At 67.8% G+C, this 24,871-nt stretch carries 23 protein-coding genes; 5 read left to right on the top strand and 18 right to left on the bottom strand.

The window, feature by feature from the left end:
* Window positions 1-281: 281 nt before the first annotated feature.
* The 3 genes from G372_RS0101095 to epmB form a co-directional block, all read right to left on the bottom strand.
* A complete protein-coding gene (locus G372_RS0101095) occupies window positions 282-2,354 on the bottom strand; it encodes a GGDEF/EAL domain-containing response regulator (RefSeq protein WP_019623723.1) in 2,073 nt (690 codons plus the stop codon).
* A complete protein-coding gene (locus G372_RS0101090; protein ID WP_019623722.1) occupies window positions 2,351-4,192 on the bottom strand; it encodes a PilZ domain-containing protein in 1,842 nt (613 codons plus the stop codon). The genes G372_RS0101095 and G372_RS0101090 overlap by 4 nt, the downstream gene beginning before the upstream one ends.
* A gap of 94 nt (window positions 4,193-4,286) precedes the next feature.
* Window positions 4,287-5,351, bottom strand: a complete 1,065-nt coding sequence (epmB, locus tag G372_RS0101085) for an EF-P beta-lysylation protein EpmB (protein WP_019623721.1) — start codon at window positions 5,349-5,351, stop codon at window positions 4,287-4,289.
* A gap of 63 nt (window positions 5,352-5,414) precedes the next feature.
* Between epmB and efp the strand changes: the two genes are divergently transcribed.
* From efp to dacB, 3 genes are all read left to right on the top strand, one after another.
* Entirely contained in the window at window positions 5,415-5,978 is a 564-nt protein-coding gene (gene efp, locus G372_RS0101080; protein WP_018865368.1) for an elongation factor P, read from the top strand.
* 19 nt (window positions 5,979-5,997) lie between these two features.
* Complete coding sequence (gene epmA, locus G372_RS0101075; RefSeq protein WP_018865369.1) at window positions 5,998-6,963, top strand: EF-P lysine aminoacylase EpmA; 966 nt, start codon at window positions 5,998-6,000, stop codon at window positions 6,961-6,963.
* A 120-nt stretch (window positions 6,964-7,083) separates the two neighbouring features.
* Window positions 7,084-8,550, top strand: a complete 1,467-nt coding sequence (gene dacB / locus G372_RS0101070) for a D-alanyl-D-alanine carboxypeptidase/D-alanyl-D-alanine endopeptidase (protein WP_020008808.1) — start codon at window positions 7,084-7,086, stop codon at window positions 8,548-8,550.
* A 7-nt stretch (window positions 8,551-8,557) separates the two neighbouring features.
* Here dacB and G372_RS0101065 read toward each other — a convergent pair whose 3' ends face one another.
* Complete coding sequence (locus G372_RS0101065; RefSeq protein WP_018865372.1) at window positions 8,558-9,166, bottom strand: DUF2459 domain-containing protein; 609 nt, start codon at window positions 9,164-9,166, stop codon at window positions 8,558-8,560.
* Between the two features lie 191 nt (window positions 9,167-9,357).
* On the opposite strand from G372_RS0101065, the gene G372_RS0101060 reads away from it, so the two are divergent.
* Window positions 9,358-9,843 carry a Z-ring associated ZapG family protein gene (locus G372_RS0101060; RefSeq protein WP_018865373.1) on the top strand — a complete coding sequence of 162 codons (486 nt, stop codon included), beginning with the start codon at window positions 9,358-9,360 and terminating at the stop codon, window positions 9,841-9,843.
* A 123-nt stretch (window positions 9,844-9,966) separates the two neighbouring features.
* Here the strand turns inward: G372_RS0101060 and G372_RS0101055 are convergent, their stop codons facing one another.
* From G372_RS0101055 to G372_RS0100995, 13 genes are all read right to left on the bottom strand, one after another.
* Window positions 9,967-10,362 carry a hypothetical protein gene (locus tag G372_RS0101055; RefSeq protein WP_018865374.1) on the bottom strand — a complete coding sequence of 132 codons (396 nt, stop codon included), beginning with the start codon at window positions 10,360-10,362 and terminating at the stop codon, window positions 9,967-9,969.
* Between the two features lie 110 nt (window positions 10,363-10,472).
* Window positions 10,473-11,213, bottom strand: coding sequence for a glycosyltransferase family 2 protein (locus G372_RS0101050; RefSeq protein ID WP_019623719.1), 741 nt, complete (start codon window positions 11,211-11,213; stop codon window positions 10,473-10,475).
* A 9-nt stretch (window positions 11,214-11,222) separates the two neighbouring features.
* Complete coding sequence (fabG, locus tag G372_RS0101045) at window positions 11,223-11,945, bottom strand: 3-oxoacyl-ACP reductase FabG (RefSeq protein WP_019623718.1); 723 nt, start codon at window positions 11,943-11,945, stop codon at window positions 11,223-11,225.
* Window positions 11,942-12,397 carry a hotdog family protein gene (locus tag G372_RS0101040; RefSeq protein ID WP_019623717.1) on the bottom strand — a complete coding sequence of 152 codons (456 nt, stop codon included), beginning with the start codon at window positions 12,395-12,397 and terminating at the stop codon, window positions 11,942-11,944. Before G372_RS0101040 ends, fabG begins: the two co-directional genes overlap by 4 nt.
* A gap of 48 nt (window positions 12,398-12,445) precedes the next feature.
* Window positions 12,446-13,222 carry a beta-ketoacyl synthase chain length factor gene (locus tag G372_RS0101035; protein WP_019623716.1) on the bottom strand — a complete coding sequence of 259 codons (777 nt, stop codon included), beginning with the start codon at window positions 13,220-13,222 and terminating at the stop codon, window positions 12,446-12,448.
* Complete coding sequence (locus G372_RS0101030; RefSeq protein WP_019623715.1) at window positions 13,219-14,403, bottom strand: beta-ketoacyl-[acyl-carrier-protein] synthase family protein; 1,185 nt, start codon at window positions 14,401-14,403, stop codon at window positions 13,219-13,221. The genes G372_RS0101035 and G372_RS0101030 overlap by 4 nt, the downstream gene beginning before the upstream one ends.
* 39 nt (window positions 14,404-14,442) lie before the next feature.
* Window positions 14,443-16,827: an MMPL family transporter gene (locus G372_RS0101025; RefSeq protein WP_019623714.1), complete on the bottom strand. Its 2,385-nt coding sequence runs from the start codon at window positions 16,825-16,827 to the stop codon at window positions 14,443-14,445.
* A 3-nt stretch (window positions 16,828-16,830) separates the two neighbouring features.
* Entirely contained in the window at window positions 16,831-17,385 is a 555-nt protein-coding gene (locus G372_RS0101020; protein WP_026340323.1) for a LolA-related protein, read from the bottom strand.
* Window positions 17,386-17,431: 46 nt separating this feature from the next.
* The gene (locus G372_RS0101015; RefSeq protein WP_018865382.1) at window positions 17,432-18,331 is read right to left on the bottom strand and encodes an LpxL/LpxP family acyltransferase; all 900 of its coding nucleotides are present in this window, start codon (window positions 18,329-18,331) and stop codon (window positions 17,432-17,434) included.
* Window positions 18,328-18,654: an ApeI family dehydratase gene (locus tag G372_RS0101010; RefSeq protein WP_018865383.1), complete on the bottom strand. Its 327-nt coding sequence runs from the start codon at window positions 18,652-18,654 to the stop codon at window positions 18,328-18,330. The genes G372_RS0101015 and G372_RS0101010 overlap by 4 nt, the downstream gene beginning before the upstream one ends.
* 3 nt (window positions 18,655-18,657) lie before the next feature.
* A complete protein-coding gene (locus G372_RS0101005; protein WP_018865384.1) occupies window positions 18,658-19,998 on the bottom strand; it encodes an AMP-binding protein in 1,341 nt (446 codons plus the stop codon).
* On the bottom strand, window positions 19,995-20,609 hold the full coding sequence (locus G372_RS0101000) for a COG4648 family protein (protein WP_019623712.1): 615 nt from the start codon (window positions 20,607-20,609) through the stop codon (window positions 19,995-19,997). Before G372_RS0101000 ends, G372_RS0101005 begins: the two co-directional genes overlap by 4 nt.
* A complete protein-coding gene (locus G372_RS0100995) occupies window positions 20,606-20,878 on the bottom strand; it encodes a phosphopantetheine-binding protein (RefSeq protein WP_081618911.1) in 273 nt (90 codons plus the stop codon). The genes G372_RS0101000 and G372_RS0100995 overlap by 4 nt, the downstream gene beginning before the upstream one ends.
* Window positions 20,879-21,116: 238 nt before the next feature.
* Between G372_RS0100995 and G372_RS0100990 the strand changes: the two genes are divergently transcribed.
* On the top strand, window positions 21,117-21,791 hold the full coding sequence (locus G372_RS0100990; RefSeq protein ID WP_018865387.1) for a YdcF family protein: 675 nt from the start codon (window positions 21,117-21,119) through the stop codon (window positions 21,789-21,791).
* A 25-nt stretch (window positions 21,792-21,816) separates the two neighbouring features.
* Here G372_RS0100990 and G372_RS0100985 read toward each other — a convergent pair whose 3' ends face one another.
* Entirely contained in the window at window positions 21,817-24,594 is a 2,778-nt protein-coding gene (locus G372_RS0100985) for a valine--tRNA ligase (RefSeq protein ID WP_019623711.1), read from the bottom strand.
* Window positions 24,595-24,871 lie beyond the last annotated feature (277 nt).

The following is a 24,871-nucleotide window of genomic DNA, read 5'->3' as shown; positions in this document are numbered from 1 at the left end:
CACGCTCGCGCTCGAGTCGCTTTTGCGTGCGAACAAGGCGCGGTGACTGCCGTGCAGTCATTCTGCACAAGGGAGCCGCAACGCCGTGCGCGCGCCCGTTTTTGATAACAACGGGCGGCCGAGCCCCTGCATTCAATAGCTTGTGGGGTTGGCACCCCAGGTTCCCCGATCCTGCGTTGCGGCCCTTGCCGGTAGAACCACTACCGGCTGCGCACCACGCCTTGTCTCGGAAAACCTGGGGTGCCAACGCGAGCGCGTACATTAATCAGTGTTCCCCTAGGTCAGGTCGCCTCGAAGTCGAACGTCGGCGTGGCCAGGGGCGACTGGATGAAGTACCCCTGCACCAGGTTGACGTTCAGCCCGTAGAGCACGGCGAGCACGCTGGCGTCCTCGACGTGCGGCACGATCACCTGCTTGCCCTTGGCGTGTGCCGTGTCGACGTATTCGCGGATCGCCTCCTGGTTTTCCTCGTCCTCCGCCAGTCCCTCGACGAACGACGGGTCCAGCTTGATGTGGTCGGCCGCCAGGTGCTGCAGTAGCTGGAACGGGTTCAGGCCATTGCCAAAGTCGTCGACGCACAGGTGACTGTGCATCTCGGCCAGACCGCGCGATACGTTCATCGCCGGCTTCAGGTTGGTGACCACAGTCGGTTCCTTGAGCTCGACCACGACATTGTCGGCCGGGATGCGCAGGGCGCGGAGGTCGTCGTTGAGCCAGTTGACCACGGTCGGGTCGCCGAGCGAGCCGGTGCCCAGCTTGAGGAAGAACTGAGTCTTGGGCGCGCTCTTTAGGCACTCGGCGAGTTCGCCCAGTGCGGTCTTGACGATCCATCGGTCCACCGCCGGGGCCATCCCTGTGCGTTCGGCGGCGGGCAGGAAGGCGGGGGGTTCGTGCAGGTGCCCGTCGGCATCGCGCAGGCGCACGAACACCGAATAGCGCGGCCGGTCGTTGCCGTGCAGGTGTACGATCGGCTGGAAACGAAGCTCCAGGCGGTCGTGGTCCAGGGCATCCTGTATGCGCAGCTTCCATTGCTGGTCGGCCTGACCCTGGGTCATCTCGCCCTCGGCCGGGTGGTAAAAGCGATGGACGCCGCCGCCCGCCTCGATCGCCTCCTCCAGCGCCCGGTGGGCCTGGTCGAGCAGGTCCTCTGTGCTGGGAGCGCTCTCGTCGGCGATCACCACGCCAGCCGACAGGGTGCAGTTGGTCGAGGACTGGCTAAGTTCGAATACATGGCCGGTGACGGCCTGCATCAGGCCGTGGAGGCGTTCCTCGATCTCCTGGCGGCGGGTCTCCGGCGCCAGCACGCCGAAGTGTTCGCCCTCCAGGCGGGCCGCAAGCGCGGGTTCCGGGAAATGATCCTCGATCAGCTTGCCCAGGTCCGCCAGGAGCAGGTCGGCGGCCGACATACCGACCTTTGCGCGGATCTCCGCGAAGCGGTCGACTGCCAGGGTCAGCAGGGCGAAGGGCTTTTCCGTTTCCTCGGCCCGCGCCTGGGCGCTCTCGATCATGGACAGGAAGTGCTGGCGGTTGTACAGGCCGGTGACCAGATCGCGTTGCGAGAGGAAGTCGATCTTCTCTGCCAGTTCGGGATCCTCCTGGCTGGTCTCCAGTTGCAGCTGGGTGCAGGCCTCGCCCTCTACGCTCGCGGCGGACAGGCGCAGATCGGCCTCGAACGGCATCCCGTCAACGCTTTGCAGGCGGAAGCGTGCGCGCGCGGTGTCCCCTTCCTCGCCATTGTGGAAACGGCGCAACAGCGCCTTCATCTCGCCGCGATCATCGGGCGTGACCAGATCCATCAGCGGCAGCCCGTCGACGTCGTCCGGGTCCTCGATCCCGAAGCGCTCGCGCCAGGAGGCGTTGGCGTACAGGTGCATGCCCTCGTGGACATAGGCGATCGCATCGCGGGAGTTGTCGAGCAGCAGCTGGCAGCGGCTTTCGGATTCGTGCAGCGAGGCCTCGAGACGCTGGACACGCTGGCGCAGGCGTCGCTGTTCGGCCGCGCGGATGGCCATCAGGCTCGCCAGCTCCACCTGCTCGTGGTCCACGACGGCGAAGCTCCCGGCCTCGTAGTCCAGCATCCGTTCGGCCTCCGGGCGTTCGGTTAGCAGGACCAGCGGGATGCGGCGACCGGCGTCGCGCAGGGCGGCATCGACATCCTCCCGCGAGAGCTCCAGGCCCGGCTCGATCAGCACGATCACGTCGTGCCGGGTGTTCTCCAGCGCACTGACCAGATCGTCACCGGTTTCGACCTGTTCCGGCCGTACCGCGCTACCGCGCGTGCGAATGCTGCTGATGACCTGTTCGGCGAGGTTCGGATTGGCCGTAACGAAGAGAATTCGGATCGTTTCGCTCATGCGGGTCCATTATTGCGTTCACGCGGCGAGAGCGACAGCCCGTCCGGGGTCTGGTCGGCCACCGCTTCGTTGGCTTCCATGTCATCGGGAGCAGGTCCCCCCGGCGTCAGATCGGTCATCCTGCAGCCGGCTTCGGTAAACAGTGTCGTACCCGTACGCTCGCTGTCCAGCGCCAGCACGCGCGGGTGACCGGCCAGCCAGCAGACGACGCGGCTCTCGTGATCGAACACCTGGGCCGGCATGAACAGTGCGGCTCCACGGTGATCACTGCGCAGCGAGGCAAACAGTCCCGGGTGGACTGGGCCAGCCGTGCGGCCACTGCGGTAGTGCTGCAGCTGCACCGGAAGGCCGCGCTCGGCCAGAAATTCCACCCCGATGCTGATTTCGATCTCGCCGTCGTAGCGGATCCAGCGCAGGACGCCGACCGTCCAGGAATGGCCGTCGGGAGGACGCAGGGCGATCAGATCGCCAATCAGCAGTGACTGGCGCGGCTGGGCCAGGCGCAGGCGCAGCCCTCCGGCACCGATGTCATCCACCGTCCAGTGTTCGGGGGGATGCCGTTTGGTGATCGGTGTCCGGGGCTCGTCGCGCCGGGCGCTCTCCAGTCCGCGGCTGACATTTTCCCAGGCGGTCGCCGCCATGTCGGGCGGCTCGGTTGCCTGCAGCAGCAGTTCCGGCTGCGGCCGATCCGGGCCGGAATCCACCAGGGCAAAATCGGAACCCCGTTCCGCGGCGCTCGACAGGTCGTATACGCCCACGCGGTCGGCATCGCGCGGGGTTCGCTCCGCCGAGCTGGAGGGGCTGGCGCTTCTGCGTTCCTCCAGTTCTTCGCGCAGGAAGTGCTGGATGCGCTCCAGGCCCACCAGGCACAGGCGGTGCTGCCCCTCGGTGGTTTCCCGCGAATGCTGGCGGGTGGGTAGCTGCGACCAGAGTCGCAGCAGCCGTTCGGTCAGGCTGCGTTCGTCGGGGCGCCGGTGCGGTTCCAGCAGGCGGGGGTTCTCGCGCAACCGCTCCAGCGCTGGACCGAGTTCAACGCAGCAGTCGGTATGCAGCCGCGCATGTTCGCGCAGCGTCAGCCCGGGCGGGTGGTCGCTGTCGAGGGACGCGCACAGGACCAGGAGGTCGGGATTCGCGGTCAGGGACAGCCCTTCGGCGCAGGACAGGGGCAGGCGGTCCAGCCAGCGGGCCAGCAGGTCCACCTCGCCCACCTCCAGAGCGTTGGGGTCACTGCCTCCCAGGATCATCAGGCGGGCCGTCAGGGTCTCGATCGGCGCCATGGACATTGGACCATAGCGGGCTTCGGCCTGTGCGGGGGCCTGCGCGATGCCTTGCTCGCGTGCCCAGGACAGAATGGCGTAGGTACGTCGCCAGAAGGCATCCGGGAGCGGCTGGTAAAGGCGCCAGTGGTGCACGGCCCGGGATGCGCTCAGGGCCATGGCGGCCTGCAGGGCGCGGGTGCCCGGTTCGCCCTGCCCGTTGTGCTCGCGCGCGATCAGCAGCCAGGCGACGAGCAGACCCTCGAGCGCTTCGGCCTGTTCGCGCGCAAGCTTCAGGCTGCGTGGCCCGAGCGGGAGCGTCCGCTGGTGCAGGGACTGCTCCATGCGCTGCAACAGGGGCAGCAGGGATTCCTCCAGGACCGTAATCAGCGCGAAGCGGTGTCCCGGCTCCAGTGCGAGGCCATTGAGTTCGTTCAGCGCCTGGCGCAGGCGGGAACAGGCCGATTCCGGGTCGGCCGACGGGAGCGCCTGGCACCACTGGCGCAGGCTGCGCGGCTGGCGATGCGGGAAGCTCTCGGGGCTGGCGGTGCGGGTGGGCAGTTTGGGCAGGGCGTCGGTCATGACAGGGTCTTGAGGTCGCACCGCGGGTGGCCGGACATCCGCTCACTGTAGCACCTCCGGTGGAGAGTGCTAATCCGAGGCTGCGGATGCGCCTTCACGCCTCGTTCCATCGGGGTGTCTTGCCGGGCTGGCCGGGGATCTCGCGGACCAGGCGGGGCACCAGGTAACCGGGCAGCCGGGCCTGCAGCGCCCGGTGCAGTTCGATCGCGCGGTGTTCCGCGACCTCGAAATGGGCGGTACCCCGGGTGCGGTCGAGCAGGTGGAGGTAGTAGGGCAGAATCCCGTGGCGAAAGCCGGCCTCCTGGAGTTCGCACAGGGTGTCCGGATCGTCGTTGATTCCGGCCAGCAGTACCGCCTGGTTCAGCAGCGTGATGCCGCGCTCGCGCAGGCGGGCGAGGGCGGGGGCAGCCGGATCGGCAAATTCCTGCGGATGATTGGCATGCAGGACCAGTACATGGTGCAGGCGTCCCGTGCCCAGCCAGCCCAGTAGCTGGTCATCCACCCGCTCCGGCAGGACGACCGGAAGCCGCGTGTGGATGCGCAGGCGTTCGAGGTGGGGGATGGCCTCCAGACGCCGGAGCAGATCCGCGAGGCGGTGATCCGTCAGCGACAGGGGGTCGCCACCGCTCAGGATCACCTCGCGGATGGATGGATCGGCCTTGATGTAGGCGAGCGCCGGCGCCCAGTCCTCCCGGGACGCGTTGTGTTCGGCATAGGGGAATTCGCGCCGGAAGCAGTAGCGACAGTGCACGGCGCAGGCTCCGGTCGTCAGCAGCAGCACGCGACCGTGGTACTTGTGCACGAGGCCGGGGGCGGCCAGGGCATCGTGGTCGCCCACCGGGTCCGCCACGAATCCCGGGTGTTCCTCGGTCTCCCGAAGCTGCGGGAGCACCTGCAGCAGCAGCGGGTCCCGCGGGTCGCCCTTGCGCATGCGCGCGAGATAGCTCCTCGGGATACGCACCCGAAACAGGTCATGGCCTGCGTGCAGCCCGGGCAGGCAGACCGGATCCAGATCCAGTTCGAGAGCCAGGGATTCGGGGTCGCGGATCGCATGGGCAAGCGCATGCTGCCATGCGGGCGTGGCGGGTGCGGCATGGGTCTGGCGGGTCGGCTGGGTTCCCCGCGGCGTGCGCGTTATCATGATGGGCTTTGTGGGCATGGCGGGCTCTTTCATGTGGGCGGTCATGTCCGCGCCACGCAATCGCTTGAGGACTGACGCGCAATGGCAACCTACAGTACCAACGAATTCAAGGCCGGTCTCAAACTCCTGCTGGATGGCGATCCGCAGGCCATCGTCGAGAACGAATTCGTCAAGCCGGGCAAGGGCCAGGCCTTCAACCGCGTCAAGCTGCGCAACCTGCGCACGGGGCGGGTGCTGGAGAAGACCTTCAAGTCCGGCGAGTCGGTCGAGGCGGCCGATGTCATGGACACCGAGATGCAGTACCTCTACAACGATGGCGAGTTCTGGCACTTCATGGTGCCGGACACCTTCGAGCAGTATGCCGTTGGCGAGGCGGCGCTCGGTGACGCCGGGCAGTGGCTGAAGGAGCAGGATGTCTGCACCGTGACCCTGTGGAACGGCGAGCCGCTTTCCGTGGTGCCGCCGGCCTTTGTCGAGATGAAGATCACCCAGTGCGACCCGGGCGTGCGCGGTGATACCGCCCAGGGCGGCACCAAGCCGGCAACGCTCGAGAGCGGGGCCGTGGTCAAGGTCCCGCTGTTCGTCGAGGAGGGCGAGACGGTCAAGGTCGACACCCGTTCCGGCGAGTACGTCTCGCGCGTCTGATCGTCGCGGGCGACCGGGTATGACCGACTGGCGACCGGGCGCCGCGGCGGCCCGGGAGGCGCGCGCGCGGCTGCTGGCCGGTCTGCGCGGGTTCTTTGCCGCGCGCAACGTGCTCGAGGTGGAGACCCCGATCCTGAGCCACGGGGCCCCGCTGGATCCGATGGTCGAGAGCTGGACCGCGGCCAGCCCGGACGGCGCCAGCGGCTATCTGCAGACCTCGCCGGAATACCCGATGAAGCGCCTGCTGGCCGCGGGCGCGCCCGACATCTACCAGATCGCGCGCGTCTTTCGGGGTGGCGAAGCGGGGCCCCGCCACAATCCCGAATTCACGCTGCTGGAGTGGTACCGCCACGGGCTGGATCACCGCCGCCTGGCGCGCGAGGTGGTGGCCCTGATCATGACCCAGGCGGCACTTGATGCGGCCTGGAGGCAGCCGAACCACCTGCGCGAGATCTCTTATCGGGCGTTGTTCCGGAATCACCTGGGGGTGGACCCGCTGACGGTGGAGGCCGCGGAGCTGCAGGCCGTTGCGGCACGGCAGGGGCTGGAGATCCAGGGGGAGCTGGACCGGGACGCCTGGCTGGACCTCCTGATCAGCCTGGTGATTGCCCCGGCGTTTCCGGACGACCGGCTCACGGTGGTGTTCGATTATCCGGAAACTCAGGCGGTGCTGGCGCGTCCCTGTGACCAGGATACCCGACTCGCGGCCCGTTTCGAGGTGTACTGGGGGGCGGTGGAGCTGGCCAACGGCTACCACGAGCTGTGCGATCTTGCCCAGTTTCGCGAGCGGCGCGAACGGGATCAGGCCATGCGTCGCCAGCGGGGTCAGGAACTCCCCGAGCCGGATATCCATCTGGAGGCCGCACTGGAATCGGGACTGCCCGACTGTGCCGGGGTGGCGCTGGGTGTGGATCGCCTGCTGATGTGCCTGCTGGGCGTGGAGCGTATCGAGCAGGTCATCGACTTTCCATTCGAGCGGGCCTGAGACGGATTCGGGATTGCCCGGAATGGATTGTCGGTTTGTTGCCCCGGGGCTTGCCAGGCCCCCGTTTGCGGGTGACTATGGTGACGTCGATCCGGTGTCCGCTGCGGGATGGTAGCTGCGATGCGTGTGTGTTTTTTCTGTTTGACCCGGTGGGCGCGCCGCCGGGCGATTCCCTTCTGGGCCCTGTGCATGGCCGTGTTGCTGGCGGCACTGCCGGCTCAGGCGCAGTTCGAACACCTGCCATCATCGCTGCAGCGAGCCATACAGGCCCAGGGGCTGTCGCCCGACTCGGTGGGTCTCTGGGTGCAGCGGGTGCCGGACGGGGCCGTGCTGGCCCGGCTAAACGCCGATACCCCCTACAACCCGGCCTCGACGGTGAAGCTGGCCACCTCGCTGGCCGCCTTGCACGAACTGGGCCCCAATTACACCTGGAACACCGAGATCTGGGCTACCCGTCCGATCCGGGATGGCGTGCTGCGCGGTGACCTGGTGATTCGCGGTACTGGCGACCCGGGCATGGTCAGCGAGGAATACTGGGGCATGATCGGCGAGCTCCGCCGTACCGGTCTCAAGCGGATCGAGGGTGACGTCATCCTGGATGCGAGTCATTTCCAGCTGCCGGACGCGGACCCGGGCGACTTCAACGGGCAGCCATTGCGGGCGTACAACCAGCTGCCGTACGCCCTGCACGTGAATTCCAACGCCCAGCGCTTCCATGTCCGTCCCGAGCGGCGCGGTAACGGCATCGACGTTGTGGTCGATCCGCCACTGCCCGGGCTGGAGGTTGTCAATCGCCTGCAGCCGACGCGCGGGGGCTGCGGCGAATGGCAACGGGGTATCCAGCTCAACGTGGATGAGGATGCCCAGCGGGTGACCTTCTCCGGACGGTACCCGGTGAACTGCGGCAATTACGAGATGCTGCGCTCGGTGCTCTCGCCGGAAGACAACCATGCCGAGATGTTTCGCATGGCCTGGCAGCAGTGGGGTGGCGAGCTGGAGGGGACGGTGCGTACGGGGGTACTGCCCGTGCTGCATGACGAGCCGATCGTGCGCCACCGCTCGCGACCCCTGTCCGACCTGATCCGGGTCTCCAACAAGTGGAGCTCGAACGTGATGAGTGATCACTTGCTGCTGACCCTGGGGGCGCGCAAGCACGGCCCGCCTGCGACGATGGACAAGGGGCGCGAGGCTCTGATGGATTCGTTGCGCGAGATGGACGTGAACGTCGGCGGCATGGTCATCGACAACGGTTCGGGTCTCAGCCGCGACGCGCGTATGACCGCACGGCAGCTTGGCCAGATTCTCGAGGCCGGATGGAAGCACCCGCATCGTCCGGAGTTTCAGTCGTCCCTGGCGTTGTCAGGGCTGGATGGAACCCTGCGCAACCGTTTCCGCAATGGAGACCTTCGCGGGCAGATGCACCTGAAAACCGGCCACATCAACGAGGTCTCGGCGGTGGCAGGCTATGTCCGCACCTCCGGTGGCGACGACGTGATCGTCGCGGTGCTGGTTAACGGGTCGCGCGCGCACATCGGCAACGGGCGCAATCTCCAGGATGCGGTCCTGGAATGGGCGCACGGCCTGTAGACAAGGATTAGCGGGTTTCGACCCGCCAGTTCGACAGGATCGGTTTCTTCGAGACCTCGATGTCCAGCGTCTCCAGCCACTGCGCTACCACGCGGTTCGAATTGTGCCGCAGGGTGTAGGCATCCGGGTGGCCGACAAAGCTCATGCCCCAGGTGTCCGAATCGACGCGCTCGTCGGCACCCTCTTCCCATATGGTCTCCAGTTTCTCGACCAGCGCGCGCACCCGCCCGGCCGGAACCTCGACGTGGTGGACGTCCTCCAGGGGTACGCGCAGCCCGCCGCGCAAGGCCGCGTTCAGATCCGTGCCTTCAAGCTCCTGGCGGCCCAGTGCCGCCGGAGTCGAGGCAAAGACGGCCGCAAGCATCGCGCCCGGCCCGGTGTCGCGCTCTACATAGAACGACCAGTCACCATAGGAATAGCGCAACCATTGTCCGGGCTGCTCGCCCGGGAGCACCAGGCTGGAGTGGCGGCCATGGTCGAGCACGACCACTATGACCGGATCCTCGGGATCGGCCGGGGCCTTGAGCGTGGTCGGTGCACAGCCGGACAGGAGCCCGGCCAGCGTGATGATCAGGGGCAGGGCGATCCAGTGCGCGACAGGTACTCGGCGCATCATTCAGCGCCCATCGGTGGCGTGAATCGAGAATCGCGATGGAAGATCGAGCATGTACCCCTCGTCAGGTTGATCGGGTTCCATTGACGTGGTTTGCGTGAAACGAGATTAGCACGGCAGCCGAGGGGTTCGGCGAGTGCGTTCGCGGTGGTCGTGCGGCACAATGACCCGGTGTTTCCTTGTGGAAGGTGACAGTGGAAGAGCAGACGGCAGTCGGGCTGTGGACGGCCCTTGGCATTCTGGCGATCGTGGTGGCCGGCCTGGTGGGTTTCTGGGTGGGGCGTGTGACCAGTGATGAACGCAAACTCATCCGCGAACTGGAGGAGGAACTGGACCGGCGCATGCAGGAACTGACGCGTTATCGGAGCCAGGTCAACGATCACTTCGATCGCACGGCCACCCTGTTCGCCACCATGGCGGGTTCCTATCGCGATCTTTACCATCATCTTGCGCAGAGCGCCGAGGAGCTGGCGGACAAGCCCACGCGGGACCGCCTGGAGGATCGCGCGGGACGCCTGTTGTCGAATGTGCCGAATCGAGATTATGGCACTGGCGAAGGCCGCGACCCTCGCGAAAGCGACTCGGAGCCGGAGGGCGAGGCGCCCGACCGGCGCTACGAGAGCGATTACCGGGAGACCTCCGGCACTGACAGTCGCCCGCCGCGACCACATAACGATTAGGGAGGCGCAGGGCCGAAGGCTCCTGCCTGCCCCGAGGGCGGCTGCGGATCGGTGGATCAATAAAAGGCCGGGCGAGAGCCCGGCCTTTATGTTTCTTGTGTGACCCCTGAGCGAAGCGGGGAGTCAGAGTGCCGAGATTTCCGCCCGGATCTGGTTGTCCAGGTTCTGCACCCAGTTGTTGTAGTTCGGGTGGATGCGTCCGTTCTCGTAGTCGAGGTTGGAGCTGTCCTTGTAGCGGATGCTGTATTCCCCGTCCCCATAGGGGATCTCGACCACCGCGATGTGGTCGCGCAGCGACAGTCGGCCTTCGAGCAGGCCGGGCTCGGTCTCGCTCATCTGCCAGCCGAGTGCCGCGCCGGCATTGCGGATGGCCTGTTGCATCTGTTCAGCGCCCGGACGATCGCCGTGTACGTCGGTGACCGTGGTGTCGCTGACGTCATGCACCGGGGCTGTGCCGCGGCAGCCCGCCAGTACGAGCACGCTGGCCACGAACAGGATCAGCAGGAGTCTTCCAGACATGGTGTGTCCCTTGATGGTGGATGATCACCTCGCAGTGTAGGCAGCGTGATCACGAATTGCCATGACTGTCCCGGGAAAAAGGTTTAGGAATCCGTTCCTTGCCGCGATCTTCAGGGCCTGCGAAGCAGCCCCAGATGCCGCAGCAGGCCCAGTGGATGCAGGCCGCGTGCAAGCAGGCGCAGGGCCACCATTCGGATGATGCGCAAGGTATCGGTGGCGGCCCGGAAATGGCTCGCGCGATGCTGATCCGGATAGATGCAGCGCACGGGCACCAGGGTGACGGGGAAGCCCAGGCGCTCGGCCTCGATCAGGGCCTCGCTCTCGAATACGAAGCTGCGGCGCTCGCCATGGGGCAGTGCGAGCCGGCGCAGTAGCGCGGCGGGGTACAGGCGAAAGCCGGATTGCGAGTCGTGCAGCGGCTGCCCCGAGGCCCAGCCGATCCAGAAGTCGGCGGTCCGGTTGCCGAACAGGCGCAGGCGGGGCGTTGTTTCCCGACCCTTAAGCCGTGCCCCGATCACCAGACGCCGGGGCTGGGCCTGCCAGGCGGCGATCAGGCCGGGAATTTCCGAGGCATCGTGCTGGCCATCGCCATCCAGCGTGATCACGGCATCGGCCCCCTGTTCCAGGGCGTGCTGCATGCCCGTCCACAGGGCGTTCGCCTTGCCTCGGTTGTCGGGCAGGCACAGGAGTTCGACCCTCCCGGGTTCGGTTTCGACCTGGTCGGCAGTGTTGTCCCGCGAGCCGTCGTCGACCACGATCACCCGGTCGACATGAGGGCGTGTAGCCGCGACCACAGCGGCGATCGTGGGGCCCTCGTTATGGGCCGGTATCAGCGCGTGGACGATCGCCATTGGCTCGGTTCAGGCCAGTGCGCCATTGATGCCGATCACCTGGCCGGAGACATAGCCGGCCTGCTCGGAGGCCAGATACGCCACCAGTCCGGCGACCTCCTCGGGGCGTCCGGCGCGCTGCGCGGGCACCATGCGCCTGATCGTCTCGGCGTCGAAGCTCGACTCGCTCATCGCGGTCTCGATGATCCCCGGCGCGACCGCATTGGCCGTGATGCCGCGCGACCCGACCTCCTGCGCCAGCGAGCGGATGGCCCCGTGCAGTCCCGACTTGGCCGCGGCGTAGTTGGCCTGGCCGCGGTTGCCGACCACGCCGGCCACCGAGGAGATCGCAATCACGCGCCCCCAGCGGGTGGTGATCATGGGCAGCAGCAGCGGCTGGGCCACGTTGTAGAACCCGTTGAGCGCGACATCGATCGGCCGGCCCCATTGTTCCGGGCTCATGCCGGCCAGCGGCGCGTCGTCGTGCACGCCCGCGTTGTGTACGAGGATCTGCACCGGCTGCGCAGCCGCGACGGGCTCCAGCTGCTCCCGCGCGGCATTGGCATCGGTGATGTCGAAGACCAGGACATCCGCCTGGCCGCCGCCGGAGTGGATCTGTTCGGCCAGGTCCCAGGCGGGGCCCGGGTTGCGATGCGCGTGCAGCAGGACCTCGCAGCCGCTATTGGCCAGCGCCCGCGCGATGGCCTGGCCGATGGCACCGCTGGCGCCGGTGATCAGTGCGCGATGGTTCATGTCGGGGTGTCCTCGGTTTGCAGGATCACGGTCGCGCGCGCGGACAGGACGGGTTCGCCGTCGGTCGCTACCTCGAGATCGTAGATGGAGCTGTTGCGATCGGACATCACGCTGCGGGCCGTGATGTCGAGGTCCGTGTCCAGGTCGTCCAGCAGCGCCCGCCGCACGTGCAGGTTACGGACCGCGGCCAGGAAGCCGGCCTTGGGTGGCCCGGTGTCGGCCAGCAGGGCGCCATGCACGGCCATCGCCTGGGCGCCGTACTCCAGCGCCGCCAGGGCCGGGAGCCCGGTGGCGTTACGCAACGGGTTTTCGGGGTCGCGGTGGCTGATAGCGCGGCAATGGATCGCCTGATCGTCCCATGCGACCACCGCCTCCAGCAGGCACATTGCGCCTGCATGCGGCAGCAGGCGGCAGATCGCCGCGTGGTTCAGTTGGGGGCTGGCGGCCTTCATGTGGGATCGTCCTGATCCGTCGCAGAGATTGGGAAAACCGCGGAGCGATCAAGGTGTGACGCGGATCTCCAGCGATCGTCCCAGCGGCGCGGCAAGCGTAACATGACCGCCCTCGCCGCGCGCGAGCACCTCCAGCAGTGGCAGGGCGCGGGCGGCAGGGTTGGTGCCGCGCAAGGCTTCCAGTGCATCCTGGCGGCAAGGGGTGGGATCGCCGGCTTCTCCCAGGGTCAGCTCGAGTGTGGGCCGCCGGGCTCCCGCGGGGCCGAGACGCAGTGCTACGGCAAATGGCTCGGTGACGGGCCGTGCGCGCCGGAATGTGGGCATGGAGGCGACATCGTAGGCAGCCAGCAGGACCTCGCCACCCTCGGCCTGCTGCAGCGTGGCGGCCTCCAGCAGGCCCGCCGCCAGGGTTGCAGTGAAGCCCGAGATGGCCGTGGCGGGGGCCGGATTCCCTGTGGCGATCGACCAGTTTCCGGCCGGCGCGTTGTGGACCGAGTTGTGGAACTGTACGGGCGAGACCATGGGCTCGGGCTGCGTCAGGGCCTCGCAGATGCGGTCGATGATGTCCATGTCCCCGGAGGACGAGGCGAACACGGACCGCAGCTGGCTGCGATCGCAATCGGTCGTGGCCTCCTCCGCGACCTTCAGTGCCAGGCGAATCGTGTCCGTTGTGCGGCGGCGCTCGTTGGCCGGCAGCAGGGTGGTCGGCGGGATGGCGACCGGCGTCAGCTCGTGGGCCTTCTGTCCGGCGAGGACGGGGCGCGCCGAGGCGAAATCGGCCAGGCCCGGGCCCAGCAGGCCGATGGCCGCAATACCGACCTTCATGCGGCCTCCAGTAGCAGGCTGCAGTTGTTGCCGCCAAAGCCGAATGCGTTTACCAGTACGTGGCGGATATCGCGTTCCTCAGCGGCCCCTCGTGCGTCCAGTTCAAGTTCAGGGTCCGGGTGGTCGAGTCCTGCCGTGGCGGGTACGAAGCCCCTCTCCAGGCTTTCCAGTGCCTGGGCGACCCCGACCGCACCGGCTGCGCCCAGGGTGTGGCCGGTCAGGCCCTTGGTGCCAGCGGCGCGGCTGTGCGCGCCAAACAGGCGCGCCAGGGCGCGCGCCTCGGAGCGGTCGTTGGCCGGCGTCGCGGTGGCATGCATGAGCACATAGTCGATGGCCCCGGCGGGTCGCTGTGCCCGCGCGAGGGCCTGCTCCATGGCCCGTGCCGCACCAAGCCCTTCCGGATGCGGGGCGGACATGTGGTGGGCATCGCTGGATTCGCCGTGGCCGATCAGTCGGGGACCGGCCGCACCGCTGTCGGTCTTTTCCAGCAGGAAGAAACCGGCGGCCTCGCCGATGGAGATCCCCGCGCGCTCGGTGTGCAGTGGGCGACACGGGCCCGGTGCCACGAGCTGCAGCGCATTGAAGCCGTACAGGGTCATCCCGCAGAGGCTGTCGACTCCGCCCACCACGGCGGCATCGCAGAGCCCGGCCGCGATGAAGCGCTCCGCATCGGCAAAGACCTTGGCACTGGACGAGCAGGCCGTGGAGACCACCATCGCCGGTCCCCGCAGCCCGAGCCGAGTAGCGACGAAATCGGCCAGCGAGAACATGTTCTGCGTGTGCTGGTAGTCGTAGTCCGGTGGCAGCTCCCCGGTGGACGGGTCGCGGCGGTGGTAGGCCTGTTCCGTCGCCGCGATCCCCGAGGTGCTGGTACCCATCAGGACTGCAATGCGTCCGGCGCCGTAGCGCTCGCGGGCGGTCCCGATAGCCTCGGCGAAGCCATCCTGGCGCAGCCCCAGCTCGGCCAGCTGGTGATTGCGGCACTGGAACGGGGCCAGGTGATCGGCCAGAGCGATGTCCTCGACGCCCGCCACGCGCCCGATATGGGTGTCCAGCCGCACGGAGTCCAGGTCGCAGGGGCGCAGTCCGCTGTCCCCTTGGTGCAGGGCATCGGCATTGGCCTGGCGGCCGGTTCCGTTGGCGGAGGTCAGGGTGTGAGCGGAGATGACCAGTGGCTTCATTCGGCGGGCTGCGGTTGGCGGGAGATTGGCTGCAGGGGTTTATTGATGTTCCGGCACTGTACGGCGCGACCGGGGGGGCTGCGCCAGAAGCGCGGCTGCGAGAAAGGAAAATACCACGCCCAGCACCACCGTGAGACCCATGGCCCGGAGCACCGGCAGACTGGACAGGGCCAACAAGCCAAACACGGCCACGGTGGAAAGCGCGCAGATACTGACCGAGGCGGCCGTGCGCAGTCGTGCCTGGAGGTCTTTCAGGGGGCGGCTGAAAAACACTGCGTAGTCCAGACACAGCCCGACGATCAGCAGCAGTGCAATCAGATGGAACAGGGACAGGGAGATCCCGAGCAGGATCAGGGCGGCCACGGTCAGGACCAGGCCACTGCCCACCGCCGTCAGGATGCGCAGGCTGCGCCCGGGGGCGCGGGTGACCAGCAGCAGCAACAGCGCCACGGCCCCCACGCCGAGGGCCAGCCGTTCCAGCGCCTGATCGCGGAATTCGCTGACCAGGTCCTCCGACGCGCGCAGGAAATCCACGTGCTGCACGCCCACGTCGCCCAGCTCGGGCAGGTCCGCCAGCGGTTCCCGCTGCAGCCAATTCCTGACCTCCGTCGCGTCCTCTACGCCGCTCAGCCGCACCCAGGCCATCCAGTCGCCGCGGTCCTCGCCCGGCATCAGCAGGGTGCCTGTCGTCTGGCGCAACGGGCCGTCGGGCAGTGTGGCCAACGTGAGCGGTTCCAGATCGCGGGAGCGGGCCACATCCTCCAGAAAGGGATCGAAGGCGTCCGCGCGAAAACCCAGCCCGTCGATGGCGGTGTCCAGCCGCTCGCGCAGGGTGTCCGTGGCGGGCAGGGCCTCCTGGCGTGTGCGCTGCAGGGCCTGGCTCGGCAGGGCCCTGGCCGCATGGTCGTAGGCCGTCAGCGTTTCCTGATGGCGCAGATCTTCCAGACCCGGGGTCAGTGCCTCGGCGGCCTGCAGTGCCCGCTCGGGGTCGGGCGCGGTGATCAGCAGGGCATGGCGAATATCCGGAAGCCCCAGGGCGTGGCGCAGTTCGCGGTCGCGGTCGATGTGCTCCTGTGGCACCGGGTGCAGCGCGCCCAGGTTGTCCTCCCAGGGGAACGGGTCGGTGCTGGCGATCACCACCAGGGCCCCCAGCACCGCGGCTGCCAGGATCCAGCGCGCCGTGAGGGGCGGCTGTGTCAGCGCGGTGGGTACGGGCAGGCGCGCCGGGGGCACCCCGTTGCGCTGGAGCACCTGCGGCATCAGGCGGGGCAGCACCCAACGCGTGGTGATCGCGGCCACGCCGACACCGGTCAGCACGAACAGCCCGAGTTGCGCCATGCCGGAAAAGCCCGTGATCGCCATCAGCGCGTAGACCAGTACCGTGCTCCCGGCCCCCAGGCCGATTGCCGGCCACAGTTCGCGCGCGACGCCGCGCATCCCGTCACTCGGGGGGTTCCGGCTGTGTGCGAACAGGTGCAGCGGGTAGTCGAGCGCGATGCCCAGCACCGTAATGCCGAACGCCAGCGCGATCCCGTGCAGGTGACCAAACACCAGCGTTACCACCGCGGCGCCGGCCAGGATGCCGGTGGCCAGCGGAACGGCCGCGAGCCAGACCGGATGGGGGTGGCGGAACACGGCCAGCAGCAGTGTGGCCAGGGCCAGACTGGCGGCCAGGCTGAAGGCGGTGATCTCGCCCCGGATGCGCCCGCGCGATTCGACCGCAATCACCGCAGGCCCTGCGACGAGCAGGTCCAGATCGTCCGCGTACTCGGCGAAGGCCTCGTCGAGGGCCTTCAGGAGCGCCTCCTGGCCGTCCAGGTCCATGCCGTCGGCCGCGCTGTGCAGGAGCAGCAGGGCCCGGTCGCGTTCGGGATCGACCCAGACGCCGTGACGGTCGCGCTGCCCCGCGCCCCCGGTCTGACCGAGTTGCTCCAGCACCACGAGCGATTCGCCCGTGGGGTCGCGGCCAATCAGTTCCCGGGGCATCAGCGGGGCGGCGCTCCCGAGGTCCTCCCGGCGCTCTTCCAGCTGGTCGCGCAGGCTCTCGGTGGAGAAACGTTCCGGCGTCACCTCGGGGCTCAGGAGATAGCGATGCTCGAGCAGGAAATCCAGCGCGGGGTCATCCGGGTCGAGCCGCCCGTTGCGGATCTCCGCGACTGTGGGGTGGTCGTGCAGCGCCTGGGCCAGGTGGTCGCTGGCATCCGCACGTAGTGCGCTGCTGCCGCCCTCGATGCCCAGCAACAGGATCTGTCCGGCCGGGCCGCCCCCGGGATCCAGCGCAATCCCGGTCTCGGTGACCGGCTCGGGGGTGAACCCCTGGAGGTCGGTTACCAGTTCGCCCCGCCACAGCAGTATGCCGGCCGCGACCAGCAGCCCGATCAGCCAGAGCGCGGGTCCCGGTGACAGGTAGAGGCGATTCGGCACCGATCAGTCGCCGTCTCGGGGGTCGAGCTGCATGCGGCTGTGGCGGCCCCCGGATTCCTCGGTATCCAGGCGCAGGAGCGCGCCGCCCTCGCCCTGGAGCTCGAGTCCCAGGATCATGCGACGAAGGGTTCGGTCACGCGGGGTGAGTTCCAGTCTCCAGTCCTCCAGGTCGCCCTCGGTCTCGACCTCGAAGTGCTCTTCCAGTCCCTCGCGTTCTCCACGGGCCAGGGAGCGGAACAGGGCGGCAAACGCGGCCAGGCCCGGCTGTTCGTCCAGGTCGACCTCGCGGCTGGAGCCCCGGCGTTCCACGACGACCTGGCGACCCTCGATGCGAACGCGTTCGCCGCCATCGCCATCCATGCGGCGTTCCAGGGTGTCCGGCGGCTCGAACACCAGCGTGCCGGTGCGCGTCTCGGGGAATTCGAGCAGGGGGTCTTCGCGTGTCTCGCGGAAGTCGATGTGCGAGGGCGGATCATCGGCCAGTGCTTCCAGGATCCGGTCCAGCGTGTCCCCGGACGGGTCCGCCTTTGCGAACAGCGGGCAAGCCAGCAGGAGCAGCATCAATGCCAGTGTCCTGGCCCCTGGCGGGTGCCAGCAGCAAGGCTTAGCGGGGGGAGTCATTCCAGAAGTCATAGAAGTTGAACCAGTTGTACGGGGCCTCGCGCACGCGCGCCTCCAGACGATCGGCATAGAGCTGGACCCATTCGGCCAGGGCCTCGTCGCGTCGGCCGCGGGGCGCCTCGATGGCGTCGGCGAAGCGTTCGAAGACGATATCGTAGCGATTGCCGCCGCGATAGAGGCCGAAGCAGAGGATGACCGGGACCTTCAGTACTGCCGCCACGAGCAGGGGGCCCTGGGGGAACCACGCCCGCCCTCCGAGGAATCGGCATTCGATCATCTTGTCGCTTTCCGCTACGCGATCGGCCAGGGTGGCAACAACGCCCCCTTGCTCCAGGCAGTCGCGGGCCTGCAGCAGGGTCTCGGTCTCGCCCAGGGGGATGACCGATGCGGCGACCTGGGGGTTGAGCGCCTCCAGAAGCTGGGTGATGCGCTGGTTGTGATCGCGGTACATCAGCACGCGTACCGGGAAGTCGTGTTTGTCTATTGCCAGTACCCGCAAGGCCTCGAAACTGCCCAGGTGTGCCCCCAGCAGCAGGGCGCCGCGGCCCGTTTCGACGTGCTCGAGGAAGATCTCGCGGTCGTGAACCCGAAGGTCCAGGCTGTCATCCTTTCCGGCCAGCAGGAAGACGCGGTCCAGGATCACCGACGCGAAGCTGTGGAAGTGACGGGCGATCTCGCGCAGGTGCGGCTCGCGCCCGAGTACGCGGCGCAGATAGTCCCGGCTGTAGCCCCGGGACTTGGGGGCAAACAGCAGAAAATAGGCAGTGATCGGGTACAGCAGCGCGCGTCCGGCCGGACGTCCGAGATGCAAAGCGATCCACAGGATGATGCGCAAGGCCAGCGGAGACCCGCGCTCCCCCTGGCGGAACCACCCGCGGCTCATACCGGTTGACCGTCTTCGTGCAGCCTGAGCTGTCCGCTACACAGGGGCTCGGGGGTCTCGGCGTCCAGGCGAACGACACGGAACGCCCGCAGGCCGCTGGCACCGGGCGGCTCAATCTCGACCCGGAAGTCGACCTCCGGGAGTAACGGCGCCAGGAACTTGGCCCGGGGCAGCGCGGCCACCGGGCCCAGGCCGCTTTCGCGCGCGACCGCATCCACCGTCTCCAGGATGATCACACCCGGTACGACGGGCTGACCGGGAAAGTGTCCGGGCAGAGACGGGTGGCTGTCCGGAATGCGGCGCGTGGCGGTAACCGGCGTCATGACTCAGGCGCACTGACTGTGCTGGTCCAGCAGGTCCAGCAGGAGCTGGCGCGGGACTTTGCCCGTCGCGCTGCGGGGGAGGGCGTCCACCCGGATCAAGGGACGCGGAAGGAACAGCGGGTCCGTGGTTTCGGCCAATGCCGCCAGGATCTCGGCCTCGGAGCGTTCGGGGGCGGCCACGATCGCGGCCAGGCGCCTGTTCCCGCCGTCCTGTTTGGGGTCGGGCGGGATGAACACCCCGTCCAGTACGCCGGGGATGGCGTTCAGGCGCCGGTTCAGCTCGGCAAGCGAGGCGCGTTTGCCGGCGATATTGAGCTGATCCGCCGGGCGTCCGTGCATGCGAAACCGCTGGGCATCTTCCCGCTCGATGCGATCGGGCAGGGCGACCGGCTCCGGATGCTGGGGGCCCTGTACGGTGATCCGTTCCCTGTTCAGTGTGGTCAGGGAAATCCCGTCATAGAGTCTCCAGAGGGACTCCCGGGCGGTCTCGCGGCTGGCGACTGCGCCGGCCTCGGTGCAGCCGTAGATCTCGCAGACGGTTGTGCCGAGCAGTGTTTCCGCAGCCTGTGCACGGTCGCGCTCCAGTGGTGCGGTAGCGCTGATGACCCGCGCCGTGTCGGGCCAGGTCAGGCCCGCCCGCAGGCAGGCGTCCAGGTGAAACGGGGTCGTGACCAGGCTGGCCGGTGCATGGTCGGCCAGGGCTTGGCGGATGTCGTCCGGGAAGAACGGGCGCTCGGCCAGGAGCGTGCAGGGCCCGAGCAGGGCGTACAGCACCGTGGATTCCAGGCCGTACATGTGCTGTGCGGGGACGGTGCCCACCAGCGTTCCCCCGTCGGTGCCCAGACCGAAACGGCGCAGGGCCTGAGTGGTTACGGCGTGGAGGCTGCTCCAGCGGCGGCTGTGGGCGGTGGGCTGTCCGGTGCTGCCCGAAGTATAGGCATGGACCGCCATCTGGTCCGTCGGGATCTCCGGGGTCGCCCCGGGATTAGGGGCGTGTTCCGTCCCGTCCGCGGTGACCGGAACGACGGGGATGGTGATCGAAAGATCCCGCTCGTCTACCAGGGCGTGCGCGCCAGGATGCCGCTCGGCGATTTCGCTCAGGGTGGTGCGGGCCCGGTTCGGCGGGAGGATGCTGGCCCCCCCGCGCAACAGGATCGCTGCGAACGCGACCGCGAAGCGATAGCGATCCTCACACAGGTTGAAGTGGGCCCCGCCGGCCGGGAGGCGTCGGGCGAGGGCCCGGACGTCGGCGAGAAACGCGGCACGCGAGATACGACGCCCTGCCACCCAGGCCAATGGCGTGGAGTGATCGGCGATCAGCGGTAAGGTGTTTGAGTGCCTCATCGTTGCCTCAGGATGCGACGGTGGTCGGCGCGCGCCAGTGCGGCGAGGTAGGGCAGAAAACCCGCCCTGGGTTCATCGCGCAGGACCCGACGCCGTAATGGATATTCCAGCATGAACAGGGCCGCCAGGAACATATAATTGATCCCATTTGCGAACAACGCCCAGGTAGTGGTGGACACCGTTGCTGCCAGCACCGCCGACAGCAGGGCGAGTCCACCGCACAGCAGGGCCCAGGCGACCGTGAGTCGCTGCGTATAGCGATGTACCGGCGGACTGTCGGAGGCGCCCATGGCCAGCGCATATCGGGTGATCAGGGGCGTGGAACCCGGGCGCAGGGAGCGGGCAAACAGCCATGCCAGGGCCCCTTGAATAAGCACCGGTACCGCATAAATCAGCCATTTCCCGGCCGGCTCGGTACCCAGAAGCAACACTAGCATGGCCAGCGCCAGGGCCATCACCGCTCGGCCGAACACGGGCAGAGCCTTCCAGGCCAGCACCAGAATGAGCAGCGCCAGCCAGGCCAGCGGCAGGCGCGGCATCTCCAGGAAGCTACCCGCGATCACGGCCACCGGGTAGCCCAGTGCTACCCCGGCGGCAAGACGGGTGCTCACGACGTGGCTCGATGCGCCTCGATATGGGCCGTCAGGGCCCGCAAGGATGCGAATATCTGGCGGTTGTTCTCGTCATCGGAACGGATCTGCACGCCATAGGCGCGCGAGATGGCCAACGCCAGTTCCAGCGCATCGATCGAGTCCAGCCCAAGACCCTCGCGGAACAAGGGCGCCTCGGGCTCGATCTGCTCGGGACTGACCTCTTCGAGATTCAGGCTGTCGACGATCAGCCTGGCGACTTCCTGTTCCATTGCGGTTTGTGCTGCCACGTCTCTCCCCCAGTTAGCGGCGTAATCCGGAATCGGCTCTCCCTGTTGAGAGGTGCTCGGCACGCCCAGCACCTCCCGGCCCGGGGCCGATGATACGCAACCCCAAGGGGCCGTGGTACCCTCGAAAGGCAGGGGAAAAGCGGTTTTGTGGGCCTGGGCGGCCCAGCGGGGGCTCTGGATGCGAGGGTGGCCGGCTGGCTGCCAGTGCGCCGCTTGGAGGCAACATGGGGGACGGGCTTTGATCAGTGATCGGGTCGGGCTTCGGCGCATCGGGCCGGACGGGCTGCTGACGTTCGGGCTTTCCAATCTGGTGATCGTGCTGACGGCGGGGCTTAGCTGGCTCGCGCTGTGGGGGCGCATGCACCTCTGGGTGCGCAACCTGCACTGTCCGGGACGTGCCCCCTGGATCATCGTTCTGGGGCAGCAGTTACAAGGGGGGCGTCCCGGGCCGGGTTACCGGCTGCGCCTGTTGCGGGCCCTGCGCTTGCTGCGGCGCGACCCGGAGGCCCGCGTTCTGCTGCTGGGCGGGTATACCTCGCCGGAAGGGCCCAGCGAGTCGGCCGCGGGTGCGGCCTTTCTGCGCCAGCGTGGCCTCCCGGCTTCCCGAATCTATTGTGAAGAGGACTCGCGGCACACCCTCGAGAACCTGCAAAACGCGCGCGATCTGCTGCTTCAGCACGGCGATGGCGCCCTCCCGGGCTGTGTGCTGGTGACCAGTCGCTTCCATCTGCCCCGTGCCGTGGCCATCGCGCGCGGGGTGGGGCTCGAGGTCTGTCCCTGCCCTGCCGAGCACTCGCCACGCGTACCGCAGCTGCGGCTGGCACGGGAGATCTGGATGCTGCACTGGTACCACACCGGGCGGCTGTTCGCCCGGCTGATCCGCCATCAGGGGATGCTCGACCGGATCAGTTGATTCTCTGCATGGACGCCCGCATCCGCTACATTGCGCGGATGCGTTCGCGCTGGCCGGCGAGCTGTTCGCGCGTGGCCTGCATCTCGGCGACGCGGTCGCGTTCCTTCTGCACCACCTCGGCCGGCGCACGGTCCACGAAGCTTGCGTTGGCAAGGCGCTTTTCGCTTTGCTCGAGGTTCTTGTCGAGCTTGCCGATCTCCTTGTCCAGGCGTGCCAGCTCGGCATCCTTGTCGATCAGCCCGGCCAGCGGGATCAGCAGTTGCATGTCGTCGACCAGGGCCATCGCGGACTCCGGGGCCTCGTCGGTGGTATCCAGCCAGGTGACGCTCTCGGGCCTGGCGAGGAACTCCAGCAGGCCGCGGTGGCGCGTGTAGCGCTCCTGGTCGGCCTCGCTCCAGTTCTTCACCAGCACCGGCAGCGGCTTGCCCGGGGCGATGTCCATCTCGGCACGGATGCGGCGCAGCCCGGTGATGAAGTCCTTGACCCAGTCGAGCTCGGCGGTGGCGGTGGCATCACGCGGGAAGCCGTCCTGCGCCGGCCAGCGGCACTGCACCAGGAACTCGACGTCGTCGCCGATCCCCGCATGCGGCTTCACACTGGTCCAGATCGACTCGGTGATGAACGGCATCACCGGGTGCAGCAGGCGCAGCAGGGCCTCGAGCACGCTGACCAGGGTGTGGCGCGTGGCACGCTTGACCGCCTCCGGTGTGGCCTCGTCGTTCAGCACCGGCTTGGTCAGCTCCAGGTACCAGTCGCAGTAGTCGTGCCAGGTGAACTCGTAGAGCGTCTGCGCGGCGAGGTCGAAGCGGTAGGCGTCGAGCTGCTGCGTGGCGGTCTCGACGGTGGCCGCCAGGCGGTCGAGGATCCAGCGATCGGCGAGGGTGCGCTGCTCTGCGGTGTCGCCAGCGGCCGAGCAGTCCTGCCCCTCGACGTTCATCAGCACGAAGCGCGAGGCGTTCCACAGCTTGTTGCAGAAGTTGCGGTAGCCCTCGATGCGGCCGAGGTCGAACTTGATGTCGCGCCCGGTGGTGGCCAGCGCGGCCAGGGTGAAGCGCAGGGCGTCGGTGCCGAACGCGGGGAAGCCGTCGGGGAAGGCCTTGCGCGTGGTCTTCTCGATCTTTTTCGCCATCTGCGGCTGCATCAGGCCACGGGTGCGCTTGGCCACCAGGTCGTCGATGCTGATGCCGTCAATGAGATCGATCGGGTCGATCACGTTGCCCTTGGACTTGGACATCTTCTGGCCTTCCGAGTCGCGGATCAGGCCGGTGACGTACACCTCGCGAAACGGCACATCCCCCATGAAGTGCTCGCCCATCATGATCATGCGGGCGACCCAGAAGAAGATGATGTCGAAGCCGGTGACCAGCACGCTGGTCGGGTAGAAGTCCCTGAGCTCTGGCGTCTCCTGCGGCCAGCCGAGGGTGGAGAACGGCCACAGCGCGGAGGAGAACCAGGTGTCGAGCACGTCCTCGTCCTGTTCCAGCGCCACTTCGGCGCCCAGGCCATGCTTCTCGCGCACCTCGTCCTCGGAACGCCCGACGTACACGTTGCCATCGCGGTCGTACCAGGCCGGGATGCGGTGGCCCCACCAGATTTGGCGCGAGATGCACCAGTCCTCGATGTTGCGCATCCACTCGAAGTAGGTCTTCGACCAGTTCTCCGGCACGAAGCGGATGCGGCCGTCCTCCACCGCCTTGATCGCCGGTTCGGCCAGCGGGCCGGCCTTCACGTACCACTGGTCGGTCAGGTAGGGCTCGACCACGGTGCCGGAGCGGTCGCCGCGCGGGACCATCAGCTTGTGGTCCTCGATCTTCTCCAGCAGGCCTTCCGCCTCGAGATCCGCGACCACCCGCTTGCGGGCCTCATAGCGGTCCAGGCCCTGGTAGGCCTCGGGCACGTTTTCGTTCAGGCAGGCATCGATGGTCAGGATGTTGATGACCGGCAGGTCGTGGCGCTGACCCATCGCATAGTCGTTGAAGTCGTGCGCCGGGGTGATCTTCACGCAGCCGGAGCCGAACTCGGCCTCGACGTAGTCGTCGGCGATGATCGGGATCTCGCGTCCGACCAGCGGCAGGCGGATGGTCTTGCCGATCAGGTGGCGGTAGCGCTCGTCCTCCGGGTGCACCGCGACGGCGGTATCGCCCAGCATGGTCTCGGGGCGTGTGGTGGCCACGGTCAGGTGTCCGGAGCCGTCGGCCAGCGGATAGCGGAAGTGCCACAGGTGGCCGTTCTCCTCCTCCGACAGCACCTCCAGGTCGGACAGCGCGGTGTGCAGCACCGGGTCCCAGTTGACCAGGCGCTTGCCGCGGTAGATCAGGCCCTCTTCATGCAGGCGCACGAAGACCTCGCGTACCGCCTCGGACAGCCCGTCGTCCATGGTGAAGCGCTCGCGCGACCAGTCCACCGAATCGCCCAGCCGGCGCATCTGCCGGGTGATGGTGCCGCCGGATTCGTTCTTCCAGTCCCAGACCGCCTCGAGGAACTGCTCGCGCCCGAGGTCGTGGCGGCTCTTGCCCTCGGCGGCCAGCTGGCGCTCGACCACCATCTGGGTGGCGATCCCGGCGTGGTCGGTGCCGCCCTGCCACAGGGTGCGGTGGCCGTGCATGCGCCGGTAGCGGATCAGGGTGTCCATCAGGGTGTGCTGGAACGCATGCCCCATGTGCAGCGTGCCGGTCACGTTCGGCGGCGGCAGCAGGATGCAGTAGCTGGCCTCGCCCGATTCCGGCGGCGCGAAGATGTTCGCGGCCTCCCAGCGTTCGTACTGGGTCTGCTCGATGCTCTTGGGGTCGAAGCTCTTGTCCATGATCGCGGGCGCGCTCGGGTCGGAATGTGGGGAAAGCCGCGCATTATAACGGCGCGGCGCGCTCATCGCCCGCTGCCCGCTCATGTGTTTACATTGGTTTTGTCTGGCCGCCTGCCATGCGCTGTCTCGGCAGCGCACCCCGAGGTACTTTCTTGCTTGCCCAAGAAAGTACCCGTCGAGGCGCACCCGGATTCCGCCCGGGGACCTTGCTCCAGGGCCCTCGGGCCGGCGGCGCTGAAACTCGCTACGCCTTCGGCTTCGCTCAGACAGTCAGCGC

This window comes from Thioalkalivibrio thiocyanoxidans ARh2 (assembly GCF_000385215.1).
GTDB classification, from domain to species: Bacteria; Pseudomonadota; Gammaproteobacteria; order Ectothiorhodospirales; family Ectothiorhodospiraceae; genus Thioalkalivibrio; species Thioalkalivibrio thiocyanoxidans.
This window is presented reverse-complemented; position numbering and strand designations above follow the sequence as displayed.

Excerpts from the sequence above, each read along its gene's own strand:
- G372_RS0101095 (WP_019623723.1), bottom strand. The coding sequence starts at position 2,354 with ATGAGCGAAACGATCCGAATTCTCTTCGTTACGGCCAATCCGAACCTC.
- G372_RS0101090 (WP_019623722.1), bottom strand. The coding sequence starts at position 4,192 with ATGACCGACGCCCTGCCCAAACTGCCCACCCGCACCGCCAGCCCCGAG.
- epmB (WP_019623721.1), bottom strand. The coding sequence starts at position 5,351 with ATGCCCACAAAGCCCATCATGATAACGCGCACGCCGCGGGGAACCCAG.
- efp (WP_018865368.1), top strand. The coding sequence starts at position 5,415 with ATGGCAACCTACAGTACCAACGAATTCAAGGCCGGTCTCAAACTCCTG.
- epmA (WP_018865369.1), top strand. The coding sequence starts at position 5,998 with ATGACCGACTGGCGACCGGGCGCCGCGGCGGCCCGGGAGGCGCGCGCG.
- dacB (WP_020008808.1), top strand. The coding sequence starts at position 7,084 with ATGCGTGTGTGTTTTTTCTGTTTGACCCGGTGGGCGCGCCGCCGGGCG.
- G372_RS0101065 (WP_018865372.1), bottom strand. The coding sequence starts at position 9,166 with ATGATGCGCCGAGTACCTGTCGCGCACTGGATCGCCCTGCCCCTGATC.
- G372_RS0101055 (WP_018865374.1), bottom strand. The coding sequence starts at position 10,362 with ATGTCTGGAAGACTCCTGCTGATCCTGTTCGTGGCCAGCGTGCTCGTA.
- G372_RS0101050 (WP_019623719.1), bottom strand. The coding sequence starts at position 11,213 with ATGGCGATCGTCCACGCGCTGATACCGGCCCATAACGAGGGCCCCACG.
- fabG (WP_019623718.1), bottom strand. The coding sequence starts at position 11,945 with ATGAACCATCGCGCACTGATCACCGGCGCCAGCGGTGCCATCGGCCAG.
- G372_RS0101040 (WP_019623717.1), bottom strand. The coding sequence starts at position 12,397 with ATGAAGGCCGCCAGCCCCCAACTGAACCACGCGGCGATCTGCCGCCTG.
- G372_RS0101035 (WP_019623716.1), bottom strand. The coding sequence starts at position 13,222 with ATGAAGGTCGGTATTGCGGCCATCGGCCTGCTGGGCCCGGGCCTGGCC.
- G372_RS0101030 (WP_019623715.1), bottom strand. The coding sequence starts at position 14,403 with ATGAAGCCACTGGTCATCTCCGCTCACACCCTGACCTCCGCCAACGGA.
- G372_RS0101015 (WP_018865382.1), bottom strand. The coding sequence starts at position 18,331 with ATGAGCCGCGGGTGGTTCCGCCAGGGGGAGCGCGGGTCTCCGCTGGCC.
- G372_RS0101010 (WP_018865383.1), bottom strand. The coding sequence starts at position 18,654 with ATGACGCCGGTTACCGCCACGCGCCGCATTCCGGACAGCCACCCGTCT.
- G372_RS0101005 (WP_018865384.1), bottom strand. The coding sequence starts at position 19,998 with ATGAGGCACTCAAACACCTTACCGCTGATCGCCGATCACTCCACGCCA.
- G372_RS0100985 (WP_019623711.1), bottom strand. The coding sequence starts at position 24,594 with ATGGACAAGAGCTTCGACCCCAAGAGCATCGAGCAGACCCAGTACGAA.